At 66.8% G+C, this 14,074-nt stretch carries 3 protein-coding genes; 2 read left to right on the plus strand and 1 reads right to left on the minus strand.

Annotated features, from left to right (window positions below):
* Positions 1–216 precede the first annotated feature (216 nt).
* Positions 217–4,629 carry a LamG-like jellyroll fold domain-containing protein gene (locus AC5WS8_RS37875; RefSeq protein ID WP_496108032.1) on the minus strand — a complete coding sequence of 1,471 codons (4,413 nt, stop codon included), beginning with the start codon at positions 4,627–4,629 and terminating at the stop codon, positions 217–219.
* A gap of 343 nt (positions 4,630–4,972) precedes the next feature.
* Between AC5WS8_RS37875 and AC5WS8_RS37880 the strand changes: the two genes are divergently transcribed.
* Both AC5WS8_RS37880 and AC5WS8_RS37885 read left to right on the plus strand, forming a co-directional pair.
* A complete protein-coding gene (locus AC5WS8_RS37880) occupies positions 4,973–13,489 on the plus strand; it encodes a ricin-type beta-trefoil lectin domain protein (protein ID WP_496108033.1) in 8,517 nt (2,838 codons plus the stop codon).
* Positions 13,490–13,558: 69 nt separating this feature from the next.
* Positions 13,559–13,996 carry a hypothetical protein gene (locus AC5WS8_RS37885; RefSeq protein ID WP_496108034.1) on the plus strand — a complete coding sequence of 146 codons (438 nt, stop codon included), beginning with the start codon at positions 13,559–13,561 and terminating at the stop codon, positions 13,994–13,996.
* Positions 13,997–14,074: the final 78 nt, after the last annotated feature.

Here is a 14,074-nt window from a genome sequence, read left to right on the forward strand (position 1 = left end):
GACGGTGTGTCCTCGGGACTGCCCCGGATGTGTACGGCTCTCGGTGCCATGGTGTCAACCCTGGTCTTCGCGCAGGTATGCGTTGGAAGTGCGGCCGGGTTCTGGACGGGTGGCGCCGGAGTGGCCGTGAATGGCGGTACCGGTAGCCGGGACGGTGGTGGAAGAACAGGCGCTCGACCGGGGCATCCGGCCGAGCGCCTATGTTCCGGTTGTTGATCAGTCGAGCTGGGTGACGGCGGGGTTGTCTCCGGTTGCTGCGGCGTCGGCGGGGGGCAGGGCGGTGTCGTAGACGTGGATGTCGCTGATCTTGCCGTTGGCGTACTCGCCGTAGGTGCCTTGGTAGAGGCGGCGGCCGATCTGAAGGGGGCCGGTGGCGTTCCAGGAAGTTCCGGCGAAGGTCTTGATGCCGGCCTGGCGGCCGTTGACGTAGAGGGTGAGCTGGTTGGTGGTGGCGTCGTAGACGCCGACGAGGTGGGTCCATGTGCCGGTGGTCGGTGTGCCGCCGTAGGTGGCTGTGAAGGAGGTGCTGGTGGTGTCGTCGTTGTGGCGTCCGAAGGCCCAGGCGTGTGCGCCGGAGGAGTAGTAGAGCTGGAAGCCGTTGGCGTTGCCTGCGCTGTCGGACTGGGAGACGAAGGTCGAGTTGGCGGTGAGGGAGGTGAGGTTGGCCCAGGCGGAGACGGTGAAGCTTGTCGAGGTGTCTATGGCTGGGCCGGTGGTGGCGGCGTAGCCGGTGGTTCCGGAGAGGTTGAGGACGTTGCCTCGTGTGCTGTCGCCGGCCCAGGTGTAGGCGCCGGTCAGCGATGCGGTGAGTCCAGTGCTGCAGTCGGAACTCGTGGCGTTGGCGCAGTCGGCCGCTGTTGTGCCGGTGCCTTCGCTGAGGGCCCAGGAGTGGGTGGCGGTGTTGGTGGCGGTACCGAGGGAGAGGGGGGTGCCGAAGGTGGCTGTGGTGCCGGTGGGTGCGTTTCCGGGGTATTCGGTCAGCTGGCCGTGGGTGTCGGTGGCGTAGAGGTCGGGGTTGCCGTCGGAGCCGCCGCCGCTGCCGTTGACGTCGCCTGGTGAGGCCACGGTGGGGTACGCGTTGGCTGCCAGGACGGGTGTGAGGGCGGTGCCGGGGTTGGTGCTCCAGTCGGTCGGTGTGCTGCTGGTCCAGTTCTGGGCGGCGGTGTTGTTGCAGGTGTAGATCTGCACCTGGGTGCCGTTGGTGGTGTTGCTGTGGGGGTCGTCCAGGCATTTGCCGGACTGTGGGTTCTGCAGGCTGCCGTTGGGGCCGGGGGTCCATTTCTGGGAGCCGGTGCCGTTGCACGTGTATAGCTGCAGGAGGGTTCCGTCGGTTGTGGCGCCTGAAGGGACGTCGAGGCATTTGCCGAGTACGCGCAGGGAGCCGTCGCTGAGCAGTGCCCACTTCTGGGCGGCGGAGCCGTTGCAGGTCCAGATTTGGATTTTGGTGTTGTTGTCGGTGCTGGAGTGGTCGTCGTCCAGGCACAGTGACCCGCCGGTGGATGTGGTGAGGGCGGAGGTCAGGACGGTGCGGACGGGGGCGTGCAGGAGTTGAGGCACACCGGTGCTTTGGTCAACGCTGATGGGGAAGGTGTAGACGGTGCCAGAGACATCGTCGCGGGCCCACAGCGTGTATGTGCCGCCAGTGACGGTACCGTTGCCGTTCGAGTCCTTGCTGAAGGTTCCGCCGACGGTGCCGGGCGCGACCAGCGTGAGACCGGACCAGTCGCCGTCGCCGAGCAGCACGGGGTCAGTGAGGTGCTTGCCGTTGTAGGACTGGTAGATCCACAGCTTGCCGTTTTCGACGGTGATGACGGCGGGGTGACCCTGCTCGTTTCCGTAGACATTGCCGGGTGTGATGAGCTGACTGATGTTCCATGGTGTGGTCGGATCGTAGCCGGCGCCCGCGCAGCGGCTGTCCGGAACGGTTGGCTGGCAGGGGTCCTTGGTCACGGGGTCACCGGAACGCTTTCCGATATAGCCGGGGAAATTGGACCAGGGAACGAGGGGAAAGGCGCTGTCGTCCTTGGGATCGAGGTCGTTGGGGACGACGTACAGCTGTGCTGTCTTGCGGTTGTAGGCGAACAGGTCGTCCACGTCGGATCCGTGCAGGTTGCCGCGGTGGGCGATCAGGTAGTTGCTCCAGCTGGTGCCGTCAGGCGAGTCGACGGGCGTGGAGACGATCACCGGGCCGTTGATGGCCGGAGGCGTGCCCGTGACCGGCCCCGTCTGTGCCGGGGCCGCGCTATGGGCGGGGTCGGTGTTGCCGGGGAGCAGCACGAGGTCGCCTGTCTTGGTGGTGGCGAGCAGGTCGGGGATGCCGTCGGCGCTGATGTCGCCTGCTGTGATCTTGGTGTCGGGGTTCCAGGGGACGGTGAAGGTGTAACTGGCGGGGGCCTGGGAGATGTTGCCGGCCGCGTCGACCGCGGCGACGTAGAGGGTGTGCACTCCCCAGTCGGTGACCGGGACAGTCACCGTACCGGTGGCGGTGCCGGTGCTGTCGGTGCTGGTGACGGACGCCTTGGTGCCGGTGGTGGCGGTGGGCTGGCTGTCCAGCTGCCACAGGAAGTGGTCGACGCCGCTGGACAGGCAGGCGTTCGGGCTGCAACTGGTGTCGGAGGAGGCGTTGTCGGCTGCGGTCACCGTGAAGCTGGTGGTCTTGCCGGCTCCGGCGTAGACCACCGGATCCGCAGGACCGGAGCCGACGGGCGGGAAGGAGGGGTTCGTGGCGACATCGGGAGTATGCGGCGGGGTGAAGTCGGTCTTGAACCAGCAGTGGCCGCTGGTGCCGGAGGTCAGGTACAGCGGTGAGCTGTTGTCCTGGGCGTAGACGTCCCAGCCGTATTCGTGGCCGTCCTTGAGTGTGAACCCGATCGGCACGTCGGCGTCGGAGCCGGAGGCGAGGTAGCTGCTGCTGGGTGTGGAGTCGGTGTAGGCGTTGCCGCTGGAGTCAAGGACGGTGCGGTCCCAGACGTCGTAGTGGGCCTTGACGAGTTCGCCGGAGATATTCGCTGTGACGGTGGAGTGGAGGTGGATGTTGCTTCCGGCGTCGGAGTAGGTGGTGGCGCCGATCCATCCGTCGCCGCTCGTGACGCAGGCGCCGCCGGCTTGCGTGGCGGGCGGAGTGGTGTGGAGGCTGGTCGGGACGGCGGGGGGGATGTCGAACTTGACCGTGAGGGTGAGGACGCTGGACATCCGCAGGTAGTCGTCGTTGCTGGAGGAGATGCTCTCGTCACCGTAGAGGGCGACAGTCCAGTAGTCGCTGCTGGAACTGTGGTACTGCGCCATCCGCTGGGCCGGGTCGGTGACCTTGAAGGTCGCGGTGTGATTGCTGCAGCTGCTGTTGGGGTTGGCCGCGCCGGGGATCGTGACCGTGACGGGCTTGTAGGCGCCGTTGTCGTCCCAGGCGCCGGGTTTGTTGTTCCAGTCGGTGGTCGAGTCGATCGACCCGGTGGTGTGCAGGGTGATCGGCTGGTTGGCGGAGCAGTCCCAGCTGGCCGCGTACGTGGAGCTCACCGTGATCTCGGCGTCGTAGACCTGCATGGAGGGATCGAGGCTGCTGGTGGGGATGGCGTAGTAGGAGCGCTCCAGGCCGGTGCCGCACACACCGCCCCAGCGCTGATAGCCGACGCCCTCGCCGCCGCTTTGCGGCTTGTCGTACTGCGGGCTGTCGGAGCAGCTGGAGCTGGAGTAGACCTCGTCGTAGTGGCCGGAGGTCTTGGTGACCGGGTTGCTGAACGGGTCGATGTACACCGGGTAGGTGGTGCCCGGGTCGTTGAGCACGGACGTGTCCGGCGTCAGGGTGAGGCCGCTGGAGGTGGTGCTCATCGGCACCGTGTCCACTTTGGCTCCCTGGCCGGGTCCGTCGGCGGAGGACGTGGCGGGGGCGTCACCGGCCGTGGTGGTGGCGGTCGTTGCGGTCTGCGCCGGCGCGTCCGGGACCGTGGTGGAGTCCCACATCAGCGGTCGAGGGCTGGTGTAGGCGACCGTGCCGTCGGAGGCGGTGGCGTCCATACCGCCCGCATCGGTGGCGGAGAGGGCGAGGCCGTGGGTGGAGGCCGCTTCGGTGAGCTTCTTGATGTCCGGGTCGGCGGCGGCGGTGGCGTCGTGGACGACCAGTACGTCGCTGAAGCCGCCCTGGTCGGTGACGGACACGGACAGGTCCACGCCGGGGAGCACTGACTTGTACAGCGCGGTGTCGTCGCTCACGGTGGGTGAGGGGAGGGGGAAGGGCATGGTCAGGGCCATGCTGCGGCCGTCCTCGTCGGTCAGGCTGACGAGGGGGCCGCTGCCTCCGCCGGACAGGGTGACCGTGTTCGGGGTGGCTTTGGGCGAGAGGGTGCCGTCCGGGTTGGTGGCGAGGGTGGCGTCCACGGGCGTCCACACGCCGTCCTTGAGCACCCGCACTGGCATGACGTCGATCGTGGAGGAGAACGTGCCGTCGGGGTTTGCGGTCACGGTGGAGGTCTGTGTCGTCATGGCGTCGACGGGGACGTCCTTGCCGCTTGCCACCGCTTGCGCCTGAGCGGCGAGCATCGGATCGCTCGGCGTCGGTGTGTCAGCGCTGGCCGGAAGGGCGGGTATTCCGGCCAGGAGGGCGGCGGCAGCCGGGACCATCGCCAGTCGGCGCATCAAGTCCCGTCTTCGGTGGCGCTTACGGGTGTTTTTGGACAGCACGGAACAGTTCCCCCTCCGAGTGTTGAACGCTTCGCGCTCATGATCTGCGTCACATATGCGGGTGTCTTGGGCGTGGAGTGTGGTGCTTGCGGTGTCCTGTTTGCCTCACGGTGGTGATGTTCGCCCCTTCACGGAACGGGCACATCAGACACACGGTTGGCATACGCCCTGGCCACAGCGTCGGCACAGGCTATTGAGTTGTGAACCAGCCATCAATAGCCTCCCGACGATCACGCAGCTCGTGTGATCGAGGACGCGACGGTCCGTCACGGGCCGCCGGGCGTGGGGGGTTTCACGGGTGAGCGGCAAGCGGCGTTGGTTCGCAAGCGTCGAGTACCGGATCTGGGGTCGGGCGCTGACCCTTGCCACAACGGCGGTTGCTTTGCTGGCACTCCTGGTGCCGGCGGCGGTGGCCCAGGGGCTGGTCGTCGGGCCGTATCGCTTCAAGGGCACCGTGTGGAGGCCGAAGGATTTGCCGAAAACACCGGCGGTCGGCAGTCACGCCCTTCACCGTCCGACCGCCGTCCATCCCAAGGGCTACAAGGCCCTGACCCGGTACCGCGTCGCCAAGCCGACGTGGCCGCAGGCAGGCACCAAGACGGTCGGCCTGGCCCGTGCCGTTCCCGCACCAGCGGCCAAGGCGGCTGGGACGCCCAGCGCTGCTGAGAGCACGCCGCCGGCCGCGCCGGCAAAGATCACGCCTGTCACCAAGCCCGTGAAAGCAGGCAGCCTGCCGGTATGGGTTGCCCCCGCGCCCCCCTCGGGACGCACGACGAAGACGGCCGCCGCGGCTGCGCCCGAATCGGTCCAGGTCAAGGTCGCCTCCCACACGCAGACCCTGCGCGCCGGTGCGGACGGGATGCTGCTCGGCTTCACCCGCGCCGACGGAAAGGCCGGCAAGGGCCGGGTGCGCGTGGTCATCGACTACTCGTCGCTGGCGAAGGCGTACGGCGGCGGCTTCGGCTCCCGCCTTCGGCTGTATCAAGTCCCCGCCTGCTCCATAACGAGCCCTCAGCAGTCGCGCTGCCGGACACGCACGCCGATCGCCTTCACCAACCGGGCAGGATCGGACCAGCTGATCACCACCCTCACCGTCGGCTCCTCCACCGGTAGCACACCGCTGGCCTCCAGCGGCACGGCCGCGCCGATGACGATGTCTGCCGACACCACGACGGTCGAGGTCACCTCGGGCAGTTCCGGGTCGCAGGGCAACTACGCGGCGACGTCGCTGAACCCTTCAGGGAGCTGGCAGGCTTCGGGCACCGGCGCCTTCACGTACTCCTACCCGGTCGACGTGCCCTCCGCGGTGGGCGGCAACGCGCCTTCGGTGGGACTGTCCTACAACTCGCAGTCCGAGGACGGCGAGACCTCGGCCCGTAACTCCCAGGCATCCTGGGTCGGCGACGGCTGGGACTACCAGCCAGGGTTCGTCGAGCGGACGTACCGCTCCTGCGGATCCCTGCTGGACAGCAGCGGCAACAGGATCCTGAAGGGGTCGGGTGACGAGTGCTGGGGCGGGGACAACGCCACCATCTCCTTCGGTTCGCACTCCGGGCAGTTGGTGCCGGACGGTGTCGACTCGGGCGTGTCTGGTGAGATCAAGCAGTGGCGGCTGCAGGGGGATGACGGCACGCTGGTTCAGGAGCTGTCCGGTGCCCCCAACGGCTTGCATGACGGTGTCTACTTCCGTGTCCTGACCACCGACGGCACGGCCGCCTACTTCGGTGCCGACCACTCGCCGACCGGTCCCGGTACCTCCGGTGGGATGCAGTCCGGTACGCCGTCCGACTCCTCGACCGACGCCGCCTGGGGCGTGCCGGTGCTGCACCCGGAGTCGGGCGACCCGTGCTACGACTCGGCCAAGGGCAAGGCGTCCCAGTGCGACAAGCACGAGGGGTGGCGCTGGAACCTGGACTTCGTCGTCTCGCCGAGCGGGTTCGTGCAGCGCTACGACTACACGACCGAAACCAACTACTACGACCTCGGTGGCGGCCAGGCCGCCTCCGGCGACTCAGGCACCCTGACGTCCTATGTCCGCGGCGGCAAGCTCGACTCCATCTCCTACGGCTACACCATCGGCGACGAGCAGGCCGGACGCACACCCGCCGGCCAGGTCACGTTCACCTCCCAGCAGCGCTGCCAGACGACGGACACCTTCACCGACTGCTCTGCGGGCAACCTCAACGACAACACAGCCCCGCACTGGCCCGACGTGCCGTGGGACCTGCACTGCGACTCCACCGACAGCACCACGCTGCCGCCAGGGTCGACCTCCGTGCCCAGCAACGTCTGCGTCACCGCGGCGCCGACGTTCTGGACCACCACCCGCCTGGACAGCATCACCACCAAGGTCCACGTCAAAAACTCCTCCACCGACGCTCTGATGCCCGTCGACAGCTATCAGCTCGGGCAGGTGTACTCCGACGCCGGCGGCACGGTGGACCCGGTCACCGGCACGAGTGTCGACCCCAAGGACGCCGGCTCCCTGCAGGCCGTGATGTGGCTGCAGTCGATCCAGCACACCGGCAAGGACACGTACGGCAACGGCAACAGCGACATCAAGCTGAACGAGGTCGCCTTCACCGGCACGGAGATCGACAACCGGGTCAACGACACCTCACCGTCAGCTCCGCCGCTGTACCGGCCGAGGATCTCCTCGGTCCAGACCGAGACCGGCGAGTCCATCGCGGTGGACTACAACCTCAACCCGTGCGCGGGCAAGACGCTGGACATTTCGGCAGCGGACTCCAACACCAACTCCTGTTACCCGGTGTATTGGACCGTGCCGGGAGCCTCGAAGCCGATCGCGGACTGGTTCAACAAGACCACCGTGCACACGGTCACGGCCTCCGACCTGACGATCGCCTCGCAGTACAAGCCGGACTCCCAGAACATCCCCGCCGGCTCGGAGGCCCAGGTCTCCACGTACAGCTACGCCGGTGCCGCCTGGCACCGCGACGACTCGGCGCAAACGGACGACCAGTACCGCACCTGGGACCAGTTCCGCGGCTTCCGTACCGTCACGGTGCAGACCGGCCAGGCCCCCGAACCGGTCACGCAGAAGACCACTACATATCTGCAGGGCATGGACGGCGACTACAAGGCCGACGGCACCCGCCGCTCGGTCACCGTGGACGCCAAGGTCGGCGGTAACACGGTGCAGAGCGTCACCGACGCCGACCAGCTCGCGGGCACCGCCCTGGAGTCCGACACCTACACCGCCGCCGGCGGCACCATCAACGCCGAAACCGTCAACGGACCGTTCACCTACACCACCACCGCACATACGGCCCAGACGCCGTGGACGGACTGGACCCAAACCGACAACCCCGGACAGACCAAGCCCGCACTGTCCACCCTGCCGGACCTGTCCGCCTACCGCATCAAGACCACCCAGTCGCACGGCTACGCGCTGCTCGCGAACGGGACATGGCGCCACACCCGGACCGACACCGCCTACGACAGCCAGGGCCGGGTCTCCACCGTCGACGCACACGGCGACGTCAGCGTGGCCGCGCAGGAAAAATGCGCCACCACGACCTACGCGACACCGCCATCTGGCAACACGATGGCCCTCGCCTACCCCGACCAGGTCACCTCCGTCAGCGGGCCGTGCGGCACCGCACCCAGCGCCACCACACTGCTGGCGGACAAGAAGATCTACTACGACGGCGACGGCAGCCTCACCAACCTGGGGACGTTCGGGCAGCTGGATCAGACCGGCAGCACGGCGACAGGCCAGGTCAGCGTGGTCCGCACGGCCACCGGCTACAGCGGCACCACCGAGAACTGGCAGACCAGCTCGGCGATGAAGTACGACGGCGCCGGCCGGATCACCGACGCACTGGACGCCACCGGGCAGAACACCCACACAGCCTTCACCCCGGCATGGACCTCCGCAGGCGGCAACACCAACCCGACCAGCATCGCGACCACCAACTCCCAGGGATGGAAGGTCACCTCAACCCTCGACGCGCTGCGTGGCCTGCCCACCGAGAACGTCGACGCCAACAACCGCAAGACCGACATCACCTACGACTCCCTCGGCCGCCGCACCGGCGTCTGGCTGCCCGGCCGGGACAAGTCCGCCGGCCAGAGCGCGGACAGGACGTTCGAGTACTCGATCAACCCCGGCGCCATCGCCGCCCCCGGCGGCACCATCACCTCACCCGGTGCCCCGTCAGCGGTCACCACGAAGACGCTGCGCGAGGACGGTACGTACAGCTCGTCGATCAGCATCTATGACGGGATGCTGCAGCCGCGGCAGACGCAGTCCACGGCGGACGGTGACGTCAACTCGGGCCGTGTCATATCCGACACCTTCTACGACTCCCACGGCTGGCCGACCGCCTCGTTCGCCCCGTACTCCGAGCCGAACAACAGCCCGTCCACCACGCTGTACGCCGCCAACGAGAACCAAATCCCCTCGGAGACCACGACCGCCTACGACGGCCAAGGCCGTCCGGTCACCAGCACACTGTGGCACCAGGCGATCCAGCAGTGGCACACCACCACCAGCTACCCCGGCGCCGACGAAACCGACACCACCGCCCCCGTCGGCGGCCGCTCCACCGCGACCTACACCAATGCCCTCGGGCAGACCACCAGCACGGTGGTCAAGAACACCGGCAGCATGGTCGTCCTCCGCGGCGGCGAAATCATCCCTTCCGGCACGTCGCTCACCACCGACAGCGTGCGCCTGACCATGCAGACTGACGGCAACCTGGTGCTGTCCTCCCTGGCGACCGGCAAGTCCCTGTGGTCCAGCGGCACCTCGGGCCACTCAGGGGCGTGGGCCACGTTCCAAACCGACGGCAACTTCGTGGTCTACGACGTCAACCGCACCGCTCTGTGGGCCTCGGGCACCTACCACACCGGCACCGTCCTGCAGATCCAGAACGACGCCAACATGGTGATATACGACGGCACCGGCGCCGCGATCTGGAAAACCAACACCTGGCGCCTGGCCGGCGAGGCGGATACCACCACCGCGTACACCTACACCCCCGCCGGCCAGGTCGACACCATCAAGGACAACGCCGGCAACGCCTGGTCCTACAGCTACAACCTGCTGGGACAGAAGACCTCGCAGACCGACCCGGACACCGGCACCACCACGTACGACAAGTACGACGTCGTCGGCAATCTCCTGCAGACGACCGATCCGCGGGGGCAGGTCCTGTCCTACGCCTACGACTGGGACAACCGCCGCACCGCCGAGTACAACGGCCCTTGGTCCGCGACCCCTGACCCCACCAAGGAACTCGCCTCCTGGCAGTACGACACCCTGGCCAAGGGCTACCCGACCTCGTCCACCCGCTACGTGGGAGGCGCCTCGGGATCGGCATACACCCAGGCGGTCACCGGCTACAACACCGCCTACCAGCCGACCGGCAGCACCCTTACCATCCCGGCCGCCGACGGCTTCGCCGCCGCCGGGCAGTCCACCGCGCCCACCAGCGGCACCGTCACCTACACACAGTCCTCCTTCTACACCCCGACGATCGGGCTGCTGTACACGCTCCGCTACCAGGCCGACGGCAACCTGCCCGCCGAGGACGTCGGCTACGGCTACACCCAGCAGGGCAACCTGGACGGCATCGGCGGCTTCATCACCGCGGCCAACACACCCGACTACCTCGACACGGCCGTCCACGATCCCTTCGGCCGGGTCCTGCAGGCCAACTACGGTCCGACAGGTAAGGAACTGGCGACCTTCGCCCAGTACGACGCCACCACCGGTCGGGTCACCCAGACGTCGAGCATGCTGCAGACGTCCGCCACCGCCCTGGACGTGACCAACTACCGCTACAACCAGGCCGGCGAGATCACCGCGATCGACGACCTGCAGAACAACACCACTCATGACACCCAGTGCTTCACCTACGACTCCTTCCAGCGCCTGACCGCCGCCTGGACGGACACCGCAGGCATCACCAGCTCCACGAGCGCCCCGGTCGGAGCCGTCGGCGGCTGCAACAGCACCTCCGTGCAGACCACCACCACGGCACCGATCACCACCACGACGGTCGGCGGTCCGGCCCCGTACTGGCAGACCTATACCTACGACCTGCTCGGCGACCGCACCAGCATGGTCGATCACGACACCACCGGTAACGCCCTCAACGACACCAGCCAGGCCACCGCCTACAGCGGCACCGACGGCACCACCACCGCCACGCTGCCCAACCAGGCCGGTACCACCACCAGCAGCAACCCGACCACAGGCACCGCGACCTGGACCCCGAACTACACGGACACCGGCTACACGCCGAACAAGAACGCCGGCAACACCATGAGCCGGAAGGTCTCCACCACCAGCCCGCTCATCTCGGCGCTGACCACCAGCACCGGAAAGAAACTGTGCGTCGACGACGCCTCCTCGTCCACCACCAACGGCAACAAGATCCAGCTCTACACCTGCAACGGCACCAACGCCCAGAACTGGACGGTAGGCACAGACGGCACCATCCGCGGCATCGGCGGAAAGTGCCTGGACGTCACCAGCAGCGGCACCACCAACGGCACCAAGATCGACCTGTACACCTGCAACGGCACCGGCGCCCAGCAGTGGAAGGCCGCGGCCAACGGCTCGCTGGTCAACCCCCAGTCCGGCAAGTGCGTGGACGACCCCTCCAGCTCCACCACACTCGGCACCCAGCTGCAGATCTGGACCTGCAACGGAACCGCGGCCCAGACCTGGAACCCGGTCGACTCCGGCACCAAGATCCCTGCCGGCCAGACGCAGACATTGACCTACGACCCCGAAGGCCGCACCGCGACCGTCACCACCCCTTCGGGCACCAGCAACACCACCAGCAGCTACCTCTACGACGCCGACGGCAACCTGCTCGAGCAGACCAGCAGCACCGACGGCACCGCCAAGACCCGCATCCTGTACCTGTTCGGCGGCGCCGAACAGATCACGCTGAACGTCTCCGCCAAGACCTGGACCGGCCTGCGCTACTACTCCTGCCCCGGCGGGACCACCATCACCCGCTCCAGCACCGGCACCGTCAGCTACCAGATCGCCAACCTCCAGAACACCGCCACCACCGCCATCGACGCAAGCTCCCTGACGGTCACCCGCCGCTCCTACGACCCCTACGGCAACCCCCGCGGCACCAAGCCCACCACCTGGGTAGCCGCCGACGAGAACCACGGCTACCTGGGCAAACCCACCGACACCACCACCGGCCTCGACCTCCTCGGCGCCCGCAACTACGACCCCGCCCTCGGCCGCTTCCTCACCCCCGACCCGATCTTCGAAGCCGGCGACCCCAACCAGATGGGCGGCTACGCCTACGCCGGCGACAATCCGGCATCGGGCAGCGACCCTACGGGCCTCAAGCTGGACAACTGCGCCTACTACCTGAACTGCACGGCCAACGGCGGCACAATCGACGAAACCAAGGGCTCCGGCGGTAGCACCGTCACCTCCAGCGGAGGCGGTGGAGGCGGTGGAGGCGGCGATGGCGGTCACAGCGGCTGTACCAAGTTCAGCTGCGACGTCTCTAACGCACAGCACGACACGACACCCCCGCCGAGCGGCGAGCAGGTCCTCGAGGTTGTGGGGCTGTCCGTAGCTGCCTTCGCGATCGGCACTGCATTCTCGGCCTGCGAACTTGGTACGGCGTTTTGGGCAAGCCCTGGATGCATCGTGGGGGCGGGCGAGGGGTTTGTCGCCGCCTGCGGGGCCCTCATGGGCGACTGCGGCACGGGCGGGGGGGAAGGCCCAGTCGGCGAGGCGGCCCACGAAGACTCTCCCAGGGACGTCGTGGGTGAAGCCCCCAAGGCTGCGGACGCCGCAACCAACGCCGGAGCCTCCAACGAAGCAGCCGCTGACGCGGCCGACATCGTCGCGGCGAAGAAGGCCAACGCGCAGGAACGTGCCAAGGAAGCGGACGCCTCAGCGACCAAACCCAGTGATCCAGAATCGGGCAATGCGGGCAGTAAGCCAGCACCTGAAGCAAGGTCAAGCCGCTGCAGCTTCTCCCCGGACACCCCCGTCCTGATGGCGGACGGCAAGGCCAAGCCGATCGGCAAGATCAAGACCGGCGACAAGGTCGACGCCGCCAACCCCAAGACCGGCAAGCACCAAGGCGCCCGAACCGTCCAACACGTGTGGATCAACCACGACCACGACCTGCTCGACCTCACCATCCGCACCAAGGGCGGCCACACCGCCACCCTTCACACCACGGCCAACCACCCGTTCTGGGACGACACCACACACACCTGGGTCCCCGCAGGCAAACTCCGCCATGGCGATGCCCTCAACACTGCCACCAACGGCCACGTGTACGTCGTCACCACCCACGCCACACCCGGTGCCGCCAACCGCTGGAACCTCACCGTCCAGCAACTCCACACGTACTATGTCGTGGCGGGCGGCGTGCCGATCTTGGTCCACAACACTGGATGTCCAACGACCGTGTATCGGGGGGATGCGCGTTCGCCTGAAGAAGTTAAGAATGCTGGCGGTTTCCGTCCCCAAGATCCGTCGAGCAGTCGGTCTCTTCTTGAGTATGCGAGCGACATTCGAAACAAGAGTCGCTACGTTGGAACTTCGAAGAGTGCAGAAATTGCTGCCACTTACTTTGGAGGCCGAGAGGGCTACGTTTACGAAATCGCTGGCGCGCCAGGAGGGATCGACGTAAACGAGGAGCTTGGTTCCTTGAGTCCGTCTCCGCACGAGAAGGAGATCGCCTTCGATGGTGGGATACCGTGGGAGTATGTGACGAGGGTTTGGCAGAAGGATGAATGGGGTGAAGTAGACTTCGATTACGATGAACCCATATGGGAGAGGGAGTGACTCTGTCTGCCATTGGGTGCACGTAGCCGTTAGGACACTTTGTGGTGCTGATCAAGGAAGGTAGTGCTCGTGGGGGCTTCAGTGCCTGAAGGCTCGCATCTAATTTACGGCGAAGACATCACGCTGGATGATGTTGCGAAGATCGACGCTTTCCTGGCGATGCGACTCTCGAAATCGGCGAGAGCGGAGCGCGGCTCGGATGAGCGTCAGGTGGCGCGAAGCCTGCGAGCGGCGAAATCGCATCTCGTTGGCGAATTGGAACACGGGCTTAAATTCGCTAATTCGCCGAAGGTGAGTTTTGACCTACTGGAAGGTCTGCGGGCGCAGATCCGTTCTGCCTGGAACGCCTTGTGGGCTATGTCATCCCCATGGCAATCTCACCCCGACTATGACGCTCAGCGTTGGCGGCATGTAAAGTTCTGGGATGCTGATGACGAGGTTCATCGGCAAGCGCTTCTTGCCGAGGCATTTGACCGCAAGGAAGCAGATCGCCGAATGTCCGAATAGCTGTTGCGGCGAGGATTAGCGGCCCCACCGGAAGATACTTCTGGTGGGGCCGCTGTGGTGTCTGACGGCAGTAGTTGC

The organism is Streptomyces sp. PTL18, from assembly GCF_059510295.1.